Genomic DNA, 18,778 nt, shown 5'->3' on the forward strand with positions numbered 1-18,778 from the left:
TGAATAGCACGGGCGCGATGGGCGGGCAAGCTTGTTTGCGAACACCGCGCCTGGTTCCCGGAGCAGCGCATAACGATGCAATCCCCCGTGGACAGCGGCACAATCGCCTCAGCCCTGCGCCGCGCCGCCATCGCGTTCGCCGCCCGCGATCTGCTGCAGCATCGACTTCGGCGTCGTTGCAAGCTCGATCTTGAGCTGGTCACAGATGGACCGCCGCAGCAGCTGCTCGATCCCGGTCGCGCGATCGCGATTGGCTGCGCGCGCGTCCGCACCGCTCGCCCAGAGCAGGAGGTGCCCCAGCTGCCGATCCCCGTCGTCGCGCAGCGCCTCGATCGCGGCAGCGTCGGACATGTCGCTTCGGATGCGCGGCATCGCTGGAGTCTCCGGATGCATCATGCCGTCCGCCAATCGTTTGACCGCAGCAAAAGTATCGTCCTGCAGACGCACCTGCTCCAGCAGCGGCCCGGCCTTCCAGTCGGCCGCGAGCTTCAACCCGTTCAGCGCGTAGATCGCGGAGAACACCTGCCCGCGGACGAAATCGTCGCTGCTGTTCGGTACGACATGGCTGTGCAGGGCATCGATGATGCCGTCGATCAGCCGCTCGAAGGATACACTCATGCAGCAGCCTCCAATGCGCGCTCGAAGGCCCGTACGATCGAGGGCATCTGGCTTGCCATCACCGCAAGGCGCATGTCGTTGAAGCGGTCGACTTCGAAGGCGCGCACCGCACACATCTGGATCGCCGCGGCCTGATACAGCGCATAGGCCTCGTAGAAGGCGAGGCTCTTGTCCGAGACCGCAATGCCGGAGGCGCGCTGATAGAGATCCATGACCTCAGTACGCTCGAGCACGCCATAGAGTTTCCGGCTCCTGGCATTGAAGGTCGGCATCATCGCCCAGGCCAGATCCTCATGGGGATCGCCGAGGTGAGTGAGCTCCCAATCGAGAATGGCGGTGATCCGCCCGTTGTGCTCGATGAAGTTCCCGATCCGGTAGTCGCCATGCACGATGGTGCGGCATGGCGGCTGCGGGCAGTTGTCCTCAAGCCAGCGTCCGCCCCAATCGAGCAGCGGATAATAGCGCGCCGTTGGACGCGCCAGCGACGCACGCCAGCCGGCGATCGCGCGAACTTCGGCGCGTTCTCCGCCCTGCTGCAGCGATCCGAATGGCGTTCCGCATGGGTCGATCCGGTGCAGCGACGCCAGGATTTCGACGAACTGCAGGGCGATCGCGCGCTTGTGGTCCGGATCGAGTTCGCTCGCCGCCCAGGGCGCGGGAACGTCGCCCTCGACATGCGCGCAAATGAAGAAAGGAAAGCCGATCTCGGCGCCCTGCTGTTCTGATGACACCAGCGCCGGAACCGGCACGCCGCTGCCGGCCAGCGACTGCAACGCATAGACCTGCGGCAGCACCGAGTAAGGCGCAAACAGCCCGTTCGGCGGACCGACGCGCAGGATCAGCTTGCGATCCCCGTCAGCCGCAGAGCGCGCCACGAAAGCATAGGTGATCCAGGAGAAGCCGGACGATTTGCGGCCGAAGCTCCCGATCTCCGTCCGACTCCCGGAGATCCGCGACAGATGCTGCGCGAGCGCCGCGCGCACGGCGTCGTCGTTGACTGTGACCGGACGAACAGGCTCCGGCGCGTCCGACACATCATCGGATCGTTTCGCAACGTCCTGCATCAATTGACCGACCTCGTATAGCCCTGCCACTTCTCCTCGCGCAGCGCCGACTTCATGATCTTGCCGGAGCCGGTCAGCGGCAGCGGCTCGAGGCGAATGTCGACCGAGCGCGGGCATTTGTAGCCGGCGATCAGGGTGCGGCAATGCGCGATCACCATGTCGGAATCGAGCCGTGCGCCGTCCTTCGGCACCACGATGGCGTGCACCGCCTCGCCCCACTGCGGATCGGGCACCGCGATGACGGCACATTCCTTGACGTGCTCGTGCTGGAAGATGGCGTTCTCCACTTCGCCGGAATAGACGTTCTCGCCGCCCGAGACGATCATGTCCTTCAGGCGATCGACGATATAGACAAAACCGTCCTCGTCCATCCAGGCGCCGTCGCCGGTGTGCAGCCAGCCATTGCGCAGCACGCGCGCGCTCTCTTCCGGCTTGCGCCAATATCCGAGCATCACACCGGCGCCGCGGATCGCGATCTCGCCGACCGTGCCGCGCGGCACCTCGTTGCCCGCGAGATCGATGATGCGGACTTCGACGCCCGGCGCCGCCCGCCCTGCCGATTTGCGCTTGCCCGCCAGCGGCCCTTCCAGCGCGTGGTACTCCCACGGCAGGATCGTCGCCAGCGCCGCACTCTCGGTCATGCCGTAGCCTTGGTGAAAGCGCCAGCTCGGCAGCACGCGCATCAGCTTGACCAGCAGCGCATCCGGCATCGGAGACGCGCCATACTCGCAATCCCTGACGCTGCTCAGATCATAGCTGCCGAACGACGGATGATTGAGCATCATGTTGAGCATGGTCGGCACGAACAGGCAGTAGTCCACTCTGTGCTCGGCGATGGTCCGCATCGCGAGCTCGGGCTCGAATTTCGGGATCGTGACATGGGTGCCGCCGACCAAAGTCAGCGCGATCATCGGCGAGGTGCCGGCCAGATGGAACATCCCGGCCGAGTGCAGATATCGCGTGTCCTCGCGGAAACGGAGTGCATAGATCCAGACCAACGATTCATAGATGATGTTGGTATGCGACAGCATCACGCCCTTGGGGAAGCCGGTGGTGCCGCCGGTGTAGAAGATGCCTGCGAGATCGTTGTAAGCGCCGGATGCATCCTCGATCGGCGCATGCGCGATGAGCTCGTCATAGCCCTGCATGCCGTCGGGAACCTGTCCCTCGTCCAGATAGACCATCGCGGTGAGTGATTTCGCGCCACGGAGCGCCGAGCCGATCTCGGCAAAGGCCTTGTCGACCAGCAACAGCTTTGCCGTGGAATCGTCGATCGCATAGGCGTTCTCCGCGACCGCCCAACGGGTGTTGAGCGGCACTGCAACCGCACCGGCCCAGGCGATGGCATAGAGCGCCTCGATATAGAGGTCGCTGTTGTGCGCAAGGATCGCAACGCGATCGCCGGCCTCGACGCCGAGTCGCCGCAGTCCGCCCGCGGCACAGGCGACGCGTTGGCCGATCTGCTTCCAGCTCCGCGACCGTCCGGCATGGATGGTACCGGGCGCATCCTTGCGCAACTGCACCGCCGAGATGAGCGCCTGCGTCAGCTTCATGTTTCCTCCTCAACGCCATGCGGCCGCGCGCGCCTGCGGATGTTTCCGTCATGCGTGAAGCCGATACGCCGCCCGGAGATTTAAGTTGATAATCCGGACAGACGGTCTATTATTACATAACCAACGCGACGGGTAAAGCCCTTGAGGGCCCCGCCGTAGGGATCAACGAGCCCCGCAAAAGAGGGCGTCATGGGAGGGGAAGATGCGGAAGCCAATCGTCAGGCTTGCAGTGTGGGCGTTCGCGCTCACCGGCGCGCTCGGAACAGCGAACGCCCAGAAGGCCTACGGTCCCGGGGTCAGCGACACCGAGATCCTGCTCGGCGCCAATGCGCCCTACAGCGGACCGGCGTCGATCTATGCGAGCTTCCCGAAGACCATGCTCGCCTATTTCACGATGCTGAACGAGACAGGCGGCATCAACGGCCGCCACATCAATTTCGTAACCCGCGACGACGCCTATAGCCCGCCCAAGACCGTCGAGGTGACGCGCGCGCTGGTCGAGAACGACAAGGTGCTCGCGATCATGGCGCCGTTCGGTACGCCGACCAACGCCGCGATCCAGAAATACCTCAACAGCAACGGCGTCCCGCAGCTCCTGGTGCAGAGCGGCGGCACCCGCTGGAACGATCCCAAGCAGTTTCCCTGGACGACGCCCTACTCGCCGACCTACGTCAACGAATCCCGCATCATCGCGCGCTACGTCCTGCGCGAGAAGCCGGACGCCAAGATCGGCGTGCTGTTGCAGGCCGACGACATCGGCAAGGATTTTGTCCTTGGCCTGAAGGAAGGACTGGGCGCGAAAGCCGACACGATGATCGTCAAGGAGGCGATGTATCAATCGACCGAGCCCACGATCGACTCCCAGATCGTGAATTTGAAGGCGTCCGGCGCCGACACCATCCTGATCGCCGCGCAGAACAAATTCGCCTCGATGGCGATCCGCAAGATCCACGAGCTCGGCTGGAAGCCGCTGATCTTCCTCGGCTCGACCGCGAATTCGATCGCCGGCGTGCTGATGCCGGCAGGGATCGAGGCCTCGACCGGCATTCTGACCACGACCTCCTACAAGACGCCGAACGATCCGGCCTGGGCCAATGACAAGGGCATGGCCGACTATCTCGCCTTCGCCGCCAAATACATGCCGGGCATGGACCCGAACGACGTGATCGCGGTGACGGGCTACACCACGGCGCAACTCGGCGCGATCATCCTGCAGCGCTGCGGCGATAATCTCACGCGGGAGAATGTGCTCAAGCAGGCCACCAACCTCAGCGGCATCGAGCTGCCGATGCTGCTCCCGGGCATCACCATCCAGACCACGCCGCAGGATTACGCGGCGATCACCGAACGCCGCTTCGCCCGCTTCGACGGCAAGACCTGGGTGCTGTTCGGCGACATCGTGGGCGCGGGCCCGGCCAAGGACTGATCCTGCGCCTCGCATCCGACTGACCGAGCCGGCTCAAACACAAGGACAAGAACAATGCTGACAGCCCAGGACGATCTCATCGGCCACCAGACGCCGCAGCCGTTTGCCAAGGCAGGCGACGGAGACATTAGATTTACCGAGCGCTACTGGTACACCGCGCATCCGATCGACGGCAGCGAACTGCTGATCGACATCGGGCTCGGCTATTACCCGAACCGCAACGTGATGGACGGCTTTGCCGGCATCACCATCGGCCGTCGCCAGCACAATTTCCGTGCCTCGCGCCGGCTCGGGGCGCGTCCGCTGGAGACCGAAGTCGGTGGGCTCAAGATCGAGATCGTCGAGGGCATGGGCCTGCATCGGCTGTCGCTCGCCGACAATCCGTCCGGAATCAGCTTTCAGCTCGAGTTCAAGGCGAGCTTTCCGGCGGCGCAGGAGAAGCAGAACTTTCGCGAGCGCAACGGCGTCGTCGAGGAAGACCTTGCGCGCGTCTCGCAATTCGGCCGCTGGCGCGGCTGGATCGTCGCCGACGGCAAGCGCACCAACATCGAACCGGAACTGTGGTGGGGACAGCGCGACCGCTCCTGGGGCCTGCGCTCCGAGATGCGCACCGACGAGACCAGGCCGCCGGTTGCAGCCCATCGCAATTTCTTCTGGACCTGGTCGATGTTCCAGTTCGAGACGTCGGCGCTGTCGATCTTCATCAAGGAGCGCACACCGGGCAAACCGCATTACCTCTCGGGTAGCGAGTTCCGCCGCGAAGCCGACGGATCGGTTTCGCATCGCGAGGTGACCTCGGTCGAGCACGCGATCGAATGGGCCGACGATCCGCTCGGCCAGACCATCGCTGTGGCAGACTTCACCTTCGGCTTCGATCACGGCGAGCCGCGCCGCGTCAGGATGCACGGACTGCCGACGCGATTTTATCTCAAGGCCGGCATGTATGGCGGCCTGCAAGGCTGGACCCAAGGCGACGACCGCGGCGAGAACCATGCAGCGCACGACATCTGGAACCTCGACGACGCGGCAACGCGCGCCATCGCGCGCACGCTGTCGGACCATGTCGTCCGGCTCGAAAGCGGCAACGAGACCGGATTCGGCATCAGCGAATATGGCGTCGCCGCCGGCTATCCGCTCTATCCGGGACCGCAGAAATTCCCGGCGATGTGATGGACGGGCAAGACATCCACGCCGCGGAGGGTAATGAGGCCGCGTGCGATCCGTGGGACGACAAGGCCGCCGAGGCGCTGGTCTCGCTCGAGACCATTGCGCCGCTCCGCTATCGCAGCCGCTTCGGCGACGGCAATCTCAACGGGCGTTCCTACGGCGGCCAGATCCTTGGCCAGGCCATGATGGCCGCGACGCTCAGCGCGCCCGAAGATCGCCCGGCGGCGATGCTGCAGCTCTTGTTCCTGCGCGGCGCCGATCCCACCCGGCGCATCACGTTTGACGCGGAGGTTCTGCAGGACGGCAAGCGGTTCTCCTCCCGCCACGTCGTCGGCAGCCAGGGGGACGGCCGTACCGTCGTGAGCGCGCAGGCCACGTTCTGCGCAGCCCAGCCTGGCCCGCGACACGCAGCGCCGTTTGCGCCGCCGGAAGATCCCGAGAGCCTGCCCGATCTGAGCGTGATCCCCGACGAGCTGATGGCGCAGCTACGACCGCTCGGTCCTTATTCGCCGCAGATCAAGCCCAGCATGGATTTCCGCATCCCCGAGATTGAACGTCAGCTCTCGGCCGCGACGGCAGAGCCGCGCCTGCGCTTCTGGATCAGATGCCGGCAGCCGCTCGCCGCCGGTTCCCGCGCCCAGGCCGCGGTGTTCGCCTATCTCTCGGATTGGTGGCTCAACTTCTCCAGCGTCGGCGGCCATCTCCGCGACCTGCAGTCGCGCGCGCCGCTCTATCTGTCGAGCCTCAACCATTGCATCTGGTTTCATCGTGCATTCTCGCCCGACGCCTGGATGCATGTCGAAACCGAGAGCCCATCCGCCGATGGCGGCCGCGGGCTGTCGATCGCACGCGTCCACGATCGCGATGGGTCGATGCTCGCGACCTCGATCCAGGAAACCCTGATGGTGCATCCGGATGGCGATGCGTAAGCCACGCCGCGAGAGTTGAACGCGCGTGGTGATCGCGGCCTGAGTTGCAGCCGTTGCGCGTGATCGGTTCCACCGTGTGTTGAATCCCGGCAACACCGGCAGACAAAATGCGCGATCGTGCAGATTGCGCGTTTTGAACCACGACTGCGCCGCATCTCGGTCCAATCCTGCCCGCGGGTGGCGCAACAAAAACACGATTGGGGAAAACCTACATGCAGCAGGCACCGTCGGGCGCACGGAGCGCGGAACCGTCTGGCTATGTTCTCTACTTCCAGCTGGCCAGCAATGGCGCGAGACGCGCGTGCAGTCTGACGATCCAGGCGGAAAGTGCCAACGAGGCCGCGCGGATCTTCCGCGAGAACTGGACCGCAATCGAATCGATGGCACGCGGCGGCGTGAGCACGGGGATGGTCGGCTCGGCGCCCGTCAGCCTGGCAATGTCGTAAGGCGCATCGCGCCACATGAGCAATCCTGCGCTTGAGGCGTGAGAGGACAACGACCGCTCACCTCATGCGAGGATCGCGCGACCATTTGACGCGCGAACGTGAAATCAAGTCATGAGATGCGGGGCTCGCGCACACGCGCGAGCTCCGTTACGTCTTAGAACGATTCAAATCCAATCCGGTTAGAGGGATTCAAGTCTGCTCCGGTTCTTTTCGCGCGCGCCGACTGCTAGAGGCGCGGCGTGAATGAGTTCGCGTGAATCGGAAGTGCAGAGTGCCTGTGATTGCTGATGGCCGGATTGTCGGCGACCGTCGAAATGCCGCCGACAAGGGCCATACACATCTGCTGATCGGCGCAGTATTCCTGCTCGCCGACATCTCCTCGGCGGTGACGCCGGCAAGCGCCCAATCGAGCGTCCCCTTGCCGCCGGTCACGGTCGAGCAACCGACACAGAAGCGCAAGCCCGCAGCCAGTTCGGCGCGGTCCGCACCGCGAACGCAGTCGGCCGCCGCGGCACGGCAGCGCAGCCGAAATGCCCAGCCGACGCCGCCGACACCATCGGAGCGTGCGGCAGCTGCCGCCGCCGTGCTGAACGAAGCCAAGCTGCATTATCGCGCGATGCCGAGCTCAACCACCTTGCGCAGCGGCGCCTCGCCGCTCGACACCGCGCAGACGGTCAACGTCGTGCCGGAGCAGGTGCTGAAGGATCAGCTGCCGCGCAACCTCGACGACGCGCTGGCCAATGTCAGCGGCGTCACCCAGACCAACACGCTGGCCGGCACCCAGGATGCCGTGATCCGCCGCGGCTTCGGCGACAACCGCGACGGCTCGATCATGCGCAACGGCATGCCGCTGGTGCAGGGCCGCAGCCTCAATGCCACGGTCGAAAGCGTCGAGGTGCTTAAGGGTCCGGCCTCGCTGCTCTACGGCATCATGGATCCCGGTGGCATCGTCAACACGATCAGCAAGCGCCCCGAGCTCTATCAGCACGGCTCGGTCACCCTGCTCGGCTCGACCTTTGCCAACTCGAGGACCGGCGCCGACGGCACCATCGACATCACCGGCCCGATCGGTAATGGCGGCCTCGCCTATCGCTTCATCGGCTATGGCGTGAGCGAGGACTATTGGCGAAATTTCGGGCGGCACCGCGAAATGCTGGTCGCGCCGTCGCTGGCCTGGTACGGCGAGAACACCACCGTCCAGCTCAACTACGAGCACCGCGAGTTCATCACGCCGTTCGACCGCGGCACCGCATTAGATCCCGTGACCAAGGCGCCGCTGGCGACGCGCCGGCTCGACGAGCCCTTCAACAACATGTGGGGCACCTCGGACCTGATGCAGGCCTCGGTCGAGCACCGGCTGAACCAGGACTGGAAGCTGTTCGCGGCCTACAGCTACGACACCGAGACCTTCAGCGCCAATCAGCTCCGCATCACCGGCATCAACACCAAGACCGGCGTCGAGACCCGCAGCAATGATGGCACGCAGGGCTCGCTCAGCAATGCGAGCTACGGCACCTCCTATCTGCAGGGCAACGTCTGGCTCGGCGGTTTCCGCAACGAGGTGCTGTTCGGCGGCGACGGCCAGTACCGCACGATCTACCGCGACAACCTGATCCGGCAGGCGACGCCGAGCTTCAACTTCTATAATCCGGTCTATGGGTTGATCACGCCGGGTACCACCGTGTCCGCGGTCGACAGCGCCCAGACCGACAAGCTCGGCCAGTGGTCGCTGTTCTTCCAAGACACGCTGCATCTGACCGAGCGCTTCGCGCTGGTCGGCGGCGTGCGCTACATGGACTACGACCAGATCGCGGGCAAGGGACGGCCCTTCATCACCAACACCAACGTCTCGCAGGACAAGGTGCTGCCGCTCGGCGGCGCGATCCTCAAGCTCACCGACGAGGTCTCGCTCTACGCGAGCTACACCCAGTCGCTGAAGCCGACCTCGACCATCGCGCCGCTCACCGGAGGCGTCGTGATCGGCTCCAACATCGCCCCGGAAGAGGGCACCCAGTGGGAGACCGGCGTCAAGTTCGACTTCAACAAGCGCATCTCCGGCACGCTTGCGCTTTACGATATCGACAAGAAGAACGTGCTGGTCTCGCAGCTCAACCCTGCCACCAGCATTGTCGAGTACCGCACCGCCGGCAAGGTCCGCTCGCGCGGCGTCGAGTTCGACGTCACCGGCAGGCTGACCGACAATTGGAGCATGATCAGCAGCTACGGCTATACCGATGCGCGCGTCACCGAAGATCCGGTGCTCGTCGGCAGGGCGCTGCAGAACGTCGCGCTCAACACCGCCTCGCTCTATCTGGTCTATGATTTCGGCACCACTCTGCCCGGACGTCTGCGTCTCGGCGGCGGCGCGCGCTATGTCGGCGACCGGCCCGGCGATGCCGCGAACAGCTTCGTGCTGCCGGCCTACACCGTCGCGGATGTATTTGCGACCTACGAGACCAAGGTCCAGACGTTCCCGGTGGTCTATCAGTTCAACGTCAAGAATCTGTTCGATACCGTCTACTATCCCTCGGCCGTCAGCAATCTGGCCGTGGCGATGGGCGACGCGCGGCGCTTCTCGCTTTCGGCGACGGTGAAATTCTAGCATGGCCACGGCACGGACAGCGATCGGACTGCTGGCCGCCCTGGCCGCGCTCGCGTGCGCCTGCACCCCGGTCCGCGCCGACGAGTTGACGCTTTACTCGACCCGCGAAGCCAATCTGGTCGAGCCTGTTATCGCGGCCTTCACGGCAGCGACCGGCACCAAGGTCAAGACCGTCTTCGTCGAGGACAGCCTGGTCAAGCGACTGACAGCGGAAGGCGACCATTCGCCCGCGGATGTCCTGCTCACCATCGGTCTCGACAAGACGACCCAGCTTGCTGCGCGCGGGCTGACGCAGGCGATTATATCGCCGGCGCTTATCCAGGCGGTTCCGGCTAACCTGCGCGGCAACGACGGCCAGCGGATCGCGCTCGCGATCCGTCCGCGTGTGGTGTTCGCACGCAAGGACAACCCGCTCGCCGCGGTCAGCTACGAAGAGCTCGCCGATCCCAAATGGCGCGGCAAATTGGGTATGCGACCGGCGCTGCACCAGAACAATGTCGCGCTGATCGCGGCCTATCTTGCGCATCACGGGACAGATGCGACGGAGAGCTGGCTCGCCGGGCTGAAGGCCAATCTCGTCCACAAGCCGAACGGCAAGGACAACGACGTGATCCGCGAGATCGCGGAAGGGCGCTGCGACATCGGGATTGGCAACACGGTCGCGCTCGCGCAGCTCCGCGACGGCCGCGAAGGCAATGACTGGCGCGCATGGGCGGACGCCGTGAAGGCGGTGCCGACCGAGCTCGCGGGCGGCGGCAGTCACGTCAACCTGATGGGCGCAGCGATTGCCCGGCACGCACCGCATCCGGCCCCGGCACGCGCGTTCCTCGAATTCCTCGTCACACCCGAGGCCCAAACCATCTTCTCCACCGCCGAGCTAGAGTACCCCGTGCTTGCGACCGCAAAGCGGGCGGCGATCGTGGAGGGAATCGGATCGTTCGCTGCCGATGCTCTCCCTATCGACGAGATTGCCGCGCATCAAGCGGCCGCAATCGCACTGATCCGAAAGGCCGGATTCGATGAATGATGTCCGCCGCCCGATCAAGGCCGCGCTGCTGCAGCTCCACTCCCTCGCCGGCCTCGCGCTGGCGCTGCTGTGGGCTGTGGTCGGCATCACCGGCGCGACGATGGCGTTCGAGGACGAGATCGAGGCCAGCCTGAACAGCCACATCATGCGCGTCGACGCCAGTGCGACGCGGCGGCTGACACCGGATGAGCTGGTCGCACGGCTGCAGTCGGCCGGCGACTTCGGCAGGGCCTCCGCCGTGACGATGGCGAGCGACCCGTCAGCGGCCACACGCATCCGCTTCGCCCGCAGCGAAGGCGGCGCGCGTCCCTCCTCGGTCTACGTCGATCCCTATGACGGACATTTGCTCGGCTCGCCGCGCGGCGAGGACTTCTTCGCCACCGTCCGCAAGCTGCATCGCTGGCTGCTGTTGCCGGGTGACGGCAACGGCATGGGACGCAAGATCACCGGGTCCGCCGCGATCTGCCTGATCGTGATGCTGATCACCGGCCTCGTGCTGCGCTGGCCGCATCGCGCGCGCAGCGTGAAGATGTGGCTGAAGCCAAATCTGGGCCTGCGCGGGCGCGGCCTGCACCGCTCGCTGCACGCCGTGATCGGCACCTGGGTGCTGCCGGTCTATCTGGTGATGACGCTGACCGGTCTGTGGTACTCGTTCGAGTGGTACAAGGCCGGCGCCAACTGGCTCCTGGCGCGGCCTCAAGCCACGGATGCGGCGATGCAGCCTAAGCCACCACGCGGCGCGGCGGCCGCCGCAGGCGGGGGCGAAGCCAAAACCGAGGCGAAGGCCGAAGCAAAGCCGCTCGCCTTCGATCGTGTCTGGAGCACGTTCCTGCAGCAGGAGAGCAACGATTACGGACGGGTCCTGCTGACCCTGCCGGCCGGCGCGGGCACGGCGGTGCGCGTGCGGTCATGGCCGCGGGATTCGTCGCTCGAAAGCGTGCGCGACGAATTGCGGATCGATGCCGTCACCGGGCGCGTCATCTCGTCGGATCGTTACGCGGACAAGACGTTTGGCGAGCGCATCCTTGCCGGCGTGCTCGACATCCACCGCGGCGCCATCCTGGGTTGGCCCGGCAAGCTCGCCTTCATGCTGGCCGCCGCCATGATGCCGCTGTTCGCCGTGACCGGTCTGCTGCTCTATCTGTCCCGCCGCAGGCACCGGCGCCTCGCGCGAGAGCCGATGGGCCACCTCGTACCGGGCGAATGAAGCTCGCGATCAGCTGAGACCGCACGCCGCGAGCCGGGCGCACAACGCGGCGTCCGTTTCGGCCGCGAGTTCGAGCAACCCGCGATAGGGATCGCCCGGTATGGCGAGCACGGCGGCGAACGCAGGCTCGGTCTTGAGGCCATCTGCCCGCAACTTGCCGACGGCTCGCCGCAGCCGTCCGTCATCAAGCGCGAGCAGCCGCCGCTCGACCTCGAAATGGATCCAGCCCTGCTGCTGATCGACCGGACGCAGGTCACCGAACAGTTCGAACGGCCAGCCATCCCACACAAAGCGGGCAATGGCCGGCCGCGTTCCCGAGGTCCATCGGTAGAGCACGAAATCATCAGCCGATCGGTAGTAGGTCCAAACGATGTCCGCGAAAGCATTCGGATCGGGCGCATGGCAGACGATATCGATGTCGCTGCCCGGCACGGCAAGGCCGAGCGGCAGCGTTCCGACGATGCGCGGATCGAACGGCTTGAGCAGCTCCATCACGGCGGAGCTGGTGACGGCGGATGCATAATGCCCGATAGTCATCGCGTGGCATGCCCTCGAGGTCGCAGCGAGGCAATACCACGCTGGCGTGGAATGAGGGAACCTCGACAAGCGGGCGGAAGCCCGACGGAACGGTCTTGCAAACGCTACAGGGCGAATTAGACCGCGTCACCGTGGTCGAAATCGCCCCGCCAAACGAGCAGACAGGCGGGACTGCCTCGCAATCCCGCCTGTCCAGCCGATGTCCAAATGACCTGTTCGATCGATCAGCCGAACTGGTTCATCGTGTTGTGCGCGCCGCCCGCCTTGAGGGCGGCCTCACCGGCGAAGTACTCCTTGTGATCGTCGCCGATGTCGGAGCCCGCCATGTTCTGATGCTTCACGCAGGCGATGCCCTGACGGATCTCCGCGCGCTGCACGTTCTTGACGTATCCGAGCATGCCCTGCTCGCCGAAATACTCCCTTGCGAGATTGTCGGTCGAGAGCGCAGCCGTATGATAGGTCGGCAGCGTGATCAGGTGGTGGAAGATGCCGGCGCGCTTGGCCGAATCCGCCTGGAAGGTGCGGATACGCTCGTCGGCTTCCTTCGCCAGCGGCGTCTCGTCGTACTCCGCCTTCATCAGCTCGGCACGGTTGTACTTGCTGACATCCTGGCCGGCTTCCTTCATCGCGTCGTAGACTTGCCAACGGAAGTTGAGCGTCCAGTTGAACGACGGCGAGTTGTTGTAGGCGAGCTTCGCGTTCGGAATGACCTTGCGAATGCGATCGACCATCGAGGCGATCTGCTCGATATGCGGCTTCTCGGTCTCGATCCACAGCAGGTCGGCGCCATTCTGCAGCGAGGTGATGCAGTCGAGCACGCAACGATCCGCACCGGTGCCGGGACGGAACTGGTAGAGATTGCTGGGCAGACGCTTCGGACGCATCATCTTGCCGTTCTGGTTGAGGATGACGTCGCCATTGCGCGCATTGGCAGCCGTCACTTCCTCGCAATCGAGGAAGCTGTTGTACTGGTCGCCGATGTCGCCGGGCTTGTGGCTCACGGCAATCTGCTGCGTCAGGCCGGCACCGAGCGAGTCGGTACGGGTCACGATGATGCCGTCTTCGACGCCGAGTTCGAGGAACGCATGGCGGCAAGCGCGGATCTTCGCGATGAACACCTCGTGCGGCACGGTGACTTTGCCGTCCTGGTGGCCGCACTGCTTCTCGTCCGAGACCTGGTTCTCGATCTGCAGGGCGCAGGCGCCCGCCTCGATCATCTTCTTGGCGAGCAGATAGGTCGCCTCGGCATTGCCGAAGCCGGCGTCGATGTCGGCGATCACGGGCACGACGTGGGTCTGGAAGTTGTCGATCTTCTCGATCAGTGCCTTTTCCTTGGCCTTGTCGCCTTCCTTGCGCGCCGCATCGAGCGCGCGGAAGATGTCATTGAGCTCACGGGAATCCGCCTGGCGCAGGAAAGTGTAGAGCTCTTCGATCAGCGCCGGCACCGAGGTCTTCTCGTGCATTGACTGGTCGGGCAGCGGGCCGAACTCGGAGCGCAGTGCGGCGATCATCCAGCCGGACAGATACAGATACCGGCGATCGGTAGTGCCGAAGTGCTTCTTGACCGAGATCAGCTTCTGCTGGGCGATGAAGCCGTGCCAGCAGCCGAGCGACTGGGTGTACTTGGTGCTGTCGGCGTCATAGGCGGCCATGTCGGCGCGCATCAGCGCAGCGGTGTAACGGGCGACGTCCAGACCGGTCTTGAAGCGGTTCTGCAGGCGCATGCGCGCCACGGCCTCGGCGGTGACGCCGTTCCAGGTGTCCTTGGTCTTGAGCAGCGCTTCGGCCGCCTCAAGCTCGCTCTGATACGAAGCCGGTCCCTGGATGGCCCGGTCGCTGATCCCGCGCGGTTGGAAGTTCATGTCCGTGATCCCTTCGGTGACGAAATAACTGCACCGTTTGTGACGCGCGGCGTCATCGGGAGCTAGACCTGGCGCGGAAAACTTGTCATAACTTACAAGAAACCGATGTATTGTTGTAAGAATCTTACAAACCTTGGATGAGGCGATGGTAACCTCAAGCGCCCGTTCCGTTTTCATGGGCCCGCGGCTACGGCGGCTGCGGCGCGATCTCGGGCTGACCCAGGCCGACATGGCGGCCGATCTCGAAATCTCGGCCCCCTATGTGGCGCTGCTGGAACGCAATCAACGGCCGGTGACGGCGGACATGCTGCTTCGCCTTGCGCGCACCTACAAGATCGATCTGGCCGATCTCGCCGGCGACGGCGGCGCCGATCACACCGCGCGCATGCAGTCGGTGTTGAAGGAACCGATGTTTGCCGACATCGACATCCCGGCGCTCGAGGTCAGTGACCTCGCTGTCAGCTATCCCGGAATGACCGAAGCGTTCCTGCGCCTCTACACTGCCTATCGCGAAGAACAGCTGGCACTTGCGGAGCGACGGGCGCCGGACCTGGTGGGGGGCGGGTCCCATCCGGGGCAGGAGAACTTCGATGCCAACGACCCCGTCGCGGAAGTCAGGCGATTTCTCGCCGCGCGCCGCAACAATTTCGCCAACCTCGATGATGCCGCCGAGCGTCTCGTCCATGAACCGGCCGGACCAGCCGGATTTATCGAGCGGCTTCGCGAGCGTCACAAGCTCCAGGTCCGCTACCTGCCGCCGAACGTCATGCTCGGCTCGGTCCGGCGACTGGACCTTCATCGCAGGCAATTGCTGCTCGAGGATTCGCTCGATACCGCAGGCCTCAATTTTCAGCTGGCCAAGCAACTCGCCTATCTGGAGCTGGAAGGCGAGATCGGCGCGGCGGTGGAAGACGGCAAGTTCACCAGCAAGAGCGCCGAGTTGCTGGCCCGCCGCGCACTCGCGGCCTATGCCGCGGCCGCACTCATCATGCCTTATTCCGTGTTTGCCAAAGCGGTCGAGACGCGTCGTTACGATCTCGAGGCGCTGGCGCGCCAATTCGGCACCAGCTTCGAGCAGACCGCGCACCGCGTCACGACCCTGCAGCGGCCGGGGCTCGAGAAAGTGCCGTTCTTCCTGATCCGCGTCGATCCGGCCGGCAACATTTCCAAGCTGCTCGATGGCGCAGGGTTTCCGTTTGCGAAGCATGGCGGCGCGTGTCCGCTATGGTCGGTTCACGATATCTTCAAGACGCCGCGCCAGATCGTCACGCAATGGCTGGAATTGCCCGACGGACAGCGGTTCTTCTCGATCGCCCGCACCGTGACCGCCGGCGGCGGCGCGTTCGGGGCCATCCGCGTCGAGCGGGCGATCGCGATCGGCTGCGCCGCCGAGCATGCAAGCCAGCTGATCTATACGCGCGACGGACAGGGGCCGAACGCGGATGAGCCGACCCCGATCGGCGTTGCCTGCCGGGTCTGCCATCGCCCGCGATGCGCAGCGCGGTCGGCGCCTCCGATCGGACGCGAGATTCTTCCCGACGATTTCAGAACCTCGAGCGTCCCGTTCGGCTTCTCGGCGGATTGACGCGGTCGATCATCCCTGCGGCCGGTTCGCGTCATACAGCACCCGCACGCGGATGGTGCCGTCAATGGCTTTCAAATCGGCCAGGAGTCCTTCGCCCTCGCCGCCGACCACGTCGGTCTCGAGCACGACATAGCCGACTTCCGGATCGGTCTGCAGATATTGCGCCAGGATGTTGATCCCGTGCCGGGAAACCGCGTCGTTGACCTGACGCATGACGCCCGGAACGTTGCGGTGAACGTGGATGAACCGGGTGCCGGTCGGCCGCGCCGGCAATTGCACCTGCGGAAAATTGACCGCCCCGAAGGTCGACCCGACATCGGAATAATCGATCAGCTTGCGCGCGACTTCGCCGCCAATGCGATCCTGCGCTTCCTCCGTCGAACCGCCGACATGCGGCGTGAGGATGACGTTGGGGAGGCCCTGCAGCGGCGAGACGAAGCGCGCCTCGTTCGACACTGGCTCGACCGGAAACACGTCGACTGCGGCACCCGCCAGCCGGCCCTCGCGCAGGGCGCTCGCCAGCGCATCGAGATCGACCACGGTGCCGCGCGAGTTGTTGATCAGATAGGCCTCGGGCTTCATCAGTTGGAGCTGGGCCGCACCAATCATGTTGGCGGTGGCCGGCGTTTCCGGCACATGCAGCGATACGACGTCGCTGGCTGCGAGCAGCGCATCAAGCGATTCGGCCGGCTCGGTATTGCCATGGCGGAGCTTGTCGGTCTGATCGAAATAGATCACGCGCATACCCATGGCTTCCGCGAGGTTCGACAGCTGCGATCCGATGTTGCCGTAGCCGACGATGCCCAGCGTCTTGCCGCGCACCTCACGGCTGCCTTCGGCGGACTTGTCCCAGCCGCCGGCATGTGCGGAAACCGAACGCGGAAAGATCCGGCGGAACAGCATGACGATCTCGGCGATGGTCAGCTCCGCCACGCTGCGGGTGTTGGAATATGGCGCGTTGAATACGGGGATGCCGAGCTTTCGCGCGGCGTCGAGATCCACCTGATTGGTGCCGACCGAAAAGCAGCCGACAACGAGCAGCCGGTCGGCGGCCTCGAGGATTTCCGCGGTCAACTGGGTCCGCGACCGAATTCCCAGCATATGGATACCCGACAGCGCTTGCCTGAGTTCTTTCGGTCCTAGCGCCTTGGGCAGGCGTTGCAGCTCGGTATAGCCGTTCGCCTCGAACATCCGGGCCGCGGAATCGTTCACCCCCTCCAGCAGCAGCACGCGTATTTTGGTCTTGGGCAGCGACAACATCATCAAGATCCAGGCTCGTAGGTTCGGGCAGGTTAGGCACGAACGCAGTTTCGACGGATCAGGTGATAACATGGAAAACAATCGCATCAGAAGCCGCCGTGGCGGCGTGCCCTGCGATTTTCGGTGAGCCCCCTCGATCCGAGGGTTCAGACGCGAGGCAGGAACCGAATCAGCCAAATGTCCTGTCAATTCGCCGGCAAAGCCCCGGTTGCGGTTCCCAAGGCGTTCGAACGCCAGCTCCGGCTGAAGGTCAATCCCAGTCGCTTCAACTCGGCGCCGAGGGTTATGTCCGGAGCGCTGGTCTCACTTCCCGGTTCCGGTGCCCGCAAGCCTGCTGCCGTCGCCGGAGCAGATCAGCAAACAGCCATCCCTGATGTCTTGTCGAACAGATGCGTTCGCTCGAGATCGAGCGCGACGTCGATGACATGATCCGGCTCAGCGGCAACGCCGACCGGCATTTGCGCGGTGAACGCAAAGCCGGCGACGGTCCCGATCACCAAGGTGTGCGGCCCCAGCGGCTCCACGTCTTTCACGAGCAACCGGACGGAAGAACCCGCCGACGCGCCTTGCCGCAACACATGATCGGGCCGCACGCCGAGCACCACCGGCTTGCCGACGCTAGCTGCATAGGCCGCCTCGCGCGACTTCGGCACGCGCAACGCCGTGCCCGATGGCGCGGTGAAGGTGAGCGCGCCGTCGCGGGCGATGATCTCGCCATCGATGAAGTTCATGCTGGGCGCGCCCATGAAGCCTGCGACAAAGAGATTAGAGGGCTTCTCGTAGATCGTGATCGGATCGGCCGCCTGCTCGATCCTGCCTCTGTTCATCACCACGACGCGATCGGCCATCGTCATGGCTTCGACCTGGTCGTGGGTGACATAGACGATGGTCTTGGCGAGACGGCGATGCAGCGCCTTGATCTCGGTCCGCATCTCGATGCGGAGCTTGGCGTCGAGATTGGACAGCGGCTCGTCGAACAGAAACACGTCCGGGCTGCGCACGATGGCACGGCCGATCGCTACGCGCTGGCGTTGTCCGCCGGAAAGCTGCTTGGGCCGCCGTTGCAAATATTGCTCGAGGTCAAGCACGCGTGCCACGTCATTGACGGCCTTCTCGATGCTGGCGCGCGATTCGCCCCGCACCTTCATGCCGTAGCCGATGTTCTCGCCGACCGTCATGTGCGGATAGAGCGCGTAGTTCTGGAACACCATCGCGCAGTTACGGAGGCCGGGGCGCAACTGCGTGACGTCGCGGTTGCCGATGCGGATGGTTCCGCTGGTGACGGCCTCCAGTCCCGCAATCATGCGCAATGTCGTGGTCTTGCCGCAGCCGGACGGGCCGACCAGCACGACAAATTCCTCGTCGGCCACGTTGAGGTCGAGCCCCTCGATGATCTTGTAGGGTCCGTATGCCTTGCTGACGTTCTCGATCTCGACGTGCGTCATGGAATCCTTTTCCGTCCTTTCGTCGACGGCTGGTCAAGCCCCGGATGACG

The 18,778-nt window shown here is 64.7% G+C and carries 15 protein-coding genes; 8 read left to right on the forward strand and 7 right to left on the reverse strand.

Annotation, left to right across the window (positions count from 1 at the left end; genetic code table 11):
• Positions 1-108: 108 nt before the first annotated feature.
• From ACVW1C_RS09445 to ACVW1C_RS09455, 3 genes are read right to left on the reverse strand one after another with little or no spacing between them, the layout of a single operon-like run.
• Positions 109-618, reverse strand: a complete 510-nt coding sequence (locus ACVW1C_RS09445; protein ID WP_456758192.1) for a hypothetical protein — start codon at positions 616-618, stop codon at positions 109-111.
• The gene (locus ACVW1C_RS09450; protein ID WP_456758193.1) at positions 615-1,712 is read right to left on the reverse strand and encodes a phosphotransferase family protein; all 1,098 of its coding nucleotides are present in this window, start codon (positions 1,710-1,712) and stop codon (positions 615-617) included. Before ACVW1C_RS09450 ends, ACVW1C_RS09445 begins: the two co-directional genes overlap by 4 nt.
• Positions 1,682-3,235, reverse strand: a complete 1,554-nt coding sequence (locus ACVW1C_RS09455) for an acyl-CoA synthetase (protein WP_456758194.1) — start codon at positions 3,233-3,235, stop codon at positions 1,682-1,684. The genes ACVW1C_RS09450 and ACVW1C_RS09455 overlap by 31 nt, the downstream gene beginning before the upstream one ends.
• A gap of 202 nt (positions 3,236-3,437) precedes the next feature.
• Between ACVW1C_RS09455 and ACVW1C_RS09460 the strand changes: the two genes are divergently transcribed.
• The 7 genes from ACVW1C_RS09460 to ACVW1C_RS09490 all read left to right on the forward strand — a co-directional run bounded on the left by ACVW1C_RS09460 (position 3,438) and on the right by ACVW1C_RS09490 (position 12,039).
• Complete coding sequence (locus tag ACVW1C_RS09460; protein ID WP_456758195.1) at positions 3,438-4,661, forward strand: ABC transporter substrate-binding protein; 1,224 nt, start codon at positions 3,438-3,440, stop codon at positions 4,659-4,661.
• A gap of 54 nt (positions 4,662-4,715) precedes the next feature.
• Positions 4,716-5,831, forward strand: a complete 1,116-nt coding sequence (locus tag ACVW1C_RS09465; protein WP_456758196.1) for a hypothetical protein — start codon at positions 4,716-4,718, stop codon at positions 5,829-5,831.
• Entirely contained in the window at positions 5,831-6,757 is a 927-nt protein-coding gene (locus ACVW1C_RS09470) for an acyl-CoA thioesterase (RefSeq protein WP_456758197.1), read from the forward strand. The genes ACVW1C_RS09465 and ACVW1C_RS09470 overlap by 1 nt, the downstream gene beginning before the upstream one ends.
• A 212-nt stretch (positions 6,758-6,969) precedes the next feature.
• Positions 6,970-7,203 (forward strand): hypothetical protein, encoded by a 234-nt coding sequence (locus ACVW1C_RS09475; RefSeq protein ID WP_456758198.1) that lies wholly within the window; start codon positions 6,970-6,972, stop codon positions 7,201-7,203.
• A gap of 277 nt (positions 7,204-7,480) precedes the next feature.
• On the forward strand, positions 7,481-9,805 hold the full coding sequence (locus ACVW1C_RS09480) for a TonB-dependent siderophore receptor (RefSeq protein WP_456763032.1): 2,325 nt from the start codon (positions 7,481-7,483) through the stop codon (positions 9,803-9,805).
• A gap of 1 nt (position 9,806) precedes the next feature.
• On the forward strand, positions 9,807-10,832 hold the full coding sequence (locus ACVW1C_RS09485; RefSeq protein ID WP_456758199.1) for an extracellular solute-binding protein: 1,026 nt from the start codon (positions 9,807-9,809) through the stop codon (positions 10,830-10,832).
• Positions 10,825-12,039, forward strand: a complete 1,215-nt coding sequence (locus tag ACVW1C_RS09490) for a PepSY-associated TM helix domain-containing protein (RefSeq protein WP_456758200.1) — start codon at positions 10,825-10,827, stop codon at positions 12,037-12,039. The genes ACVW1C_RS09485 and ACVW1C_RS09490 overlap by 8 nt, the downstream gene beginning before the upstream one ends.
• A 9-nt stretch (positions 12,040-12,048) precedes the next feature.
• On the opposite strand, the gene ACVW1C_RS09495 is transcribed toward ACVW1C_RS09490, so the two are convergent.
• Complete coding sequence (locus tag ACVW1C_RS09495) at positions 12,049-12,576, reverse strand: DUF4269 domain-containing protein (protein WP_456758201.1); 528 nt, start codon at positions 12,574-12,576, stop codon at positions 12,049-12,051.
• A 224-nt stretch (positions 12,577-12,800) separates the two neighbouring features.
• Entirely contained in the window at positions 12,801-14,438 is a 1,638-nt protein-coding gene (locus tag ACVW1C_RS09500; protein WP_456758202.1) for an isocitrate lyase, read from the reverse strand.
• Between the two features lie 145 nt (positions 14,439-14,583).
• On the opposite strand from ACVW1C_RS09500, the gene ACVW1C_RS09505 reads away from it, so the two are divergent.
• A complete protein-coding gene (locus tag ACVW1C_RS09505) occupies positions 14,584-16,023 on the forward strand; it encodes a helix-turn-helix domain-containing protein (RefSeq protein WP_176533082.1) in 1,440 nt (479 codons plus the stop codon).
• Positions 16,024-16,032: 9 nt separating this feature from the next.
• Here ACVW1C_RS09505 and serA read toward each other — a convergent pair whose 3' ends face one another.
• Positions 16,033-17,286, reverse strand: coding sequence for a phosphoglycerate dehydrogenase (serA, locus tag ACVW1C_RS09510; RefSeq protein WP_456758203.1), 1,254 nt, complete (start codon positions 17,284-17,286; stop codon positions 16,033-16,035).
• A gap of 350 nt (positions 17,287-17,636) precedes the next feature.
• The gene (locus tag ACVW1C_RS09515; RefSeq protein ID WP_456758204.1) at positions 17,637-18,728 is read right to left on the reverse strand and encodes an ABC transporter ATP-binding protein; all 1,092 of its coding nucleotides are present in this window, start codon (positions 18,726-18,728) and stop codon (positions 17,637-17,639) included.
• Positions 18,729-18,778: the final 50 nt, after the last annotated feature.

It is taken from the genome of Bradyrhizobium sp. USDA 4011, assembly GCF_054063415.1.

What these genes read in the sequence shown, in the direction of transcription:
- ACVW1C_RS09445 (WP_456758192.1), bottom strand. Translation starts at nt 618, where the DNA reads ATGAGTGTATCCTTCGAGCGGCTGATCGACGGCATCATCGATGCCCTG.
- ACVW1C_RS09455 (WP_456758194.1), bottom strand. Translation starts at nt 3,235, where the DNA reads ATGAAGCTGACGCAGGCGCTCATCTCGGCGGTGCAGTTGCGCAAGGAT.
- ACVW1C_RS09460 (WP_456758195.1), top strand. Translation starts at nt 3,438, where the DNA reads ATGCGGAAGCCAATCGTCAGGCTTGCAGTGTGGGCGTTCGCGCTCACC.
- ACVW1C_RS09465 (WP_456758196.1), top strand. Translation starts at nt 4,716, where the DNA reads ATGCTGACAGCCCAGGACGATCTCATCGGCCACCAGACGCCGCAGCCG.
- ACVW1C_RS09470 (WP_456758197.1), top strand. Translation starts at nt 5,831, where the DNA reads ATGGACGGGCAAGACATCCACGCCGCGGAGGGTAATGAGGCCGCGTGC.
- ACVW1C_RS09475 (WP_456758198.1), top strand. Translation starts at nt 6,970, where the DNA reads ATGCAGCAGGCACCGTCGGGCGCACGGAGCGCGGAACCGTCTGGCTAT.
- ACVW1C_RS09485 (WP_456758199.1), top strand. Translation starts at nt 9,807, where the DNA reads ATGGCCACGGCACGGACAGCGATCGGACTGCTGGCCGCCCTGGCCGCG.
- ACVW1C_RS09490 (WP_456758200.1), top strand. Translation starts at nt 10,825, where the DNA reads ATGAATGATGTCCGCCGCCCGATCAAGGCCGCGCTGCTGCAGCTCCAC.
- ACVW1C_RS09495 (WP_456758201.1), bottom strand. Translation starts at nt 12,576, where the DNA reads ATGACTATCGGGCATTATGCATCCGCCGTCACCAGCTCCGCCGTGATG.
- ACVW1C_RS09500 (WP_456758202.1), bottom strand. Translation starts at nt 14,438, where the DNA reads ATGAACTTCCAACCGCGCGGGATCAGCGACCGGGCCATCCAGGGACCG.
- ACVW1C_RS09505 (WP_176533082.1), top strand. Translation starts at nt 14,584, where the DNA reads ATGGTAACCTCAAGCGCCCGTTCCGTTTTCATGGGCCCGCGGCTACGG.
- serA (WP_456758203.1), bottom strand. Translation starts at nt 17,286, where the DNA reads ATGATGTTGTCGCTGCCCAAGACCAAAATACGCGTGCTGCTGCTGGAG.
- ACVW1C_RS09515 (WP_456758204.1), bottom strand. Translation starts at nt 18,728, where the DNA reads ATGACGCACGTCGAGATCGAGAACGTCAGCAAGGCATACGGACCCTAC.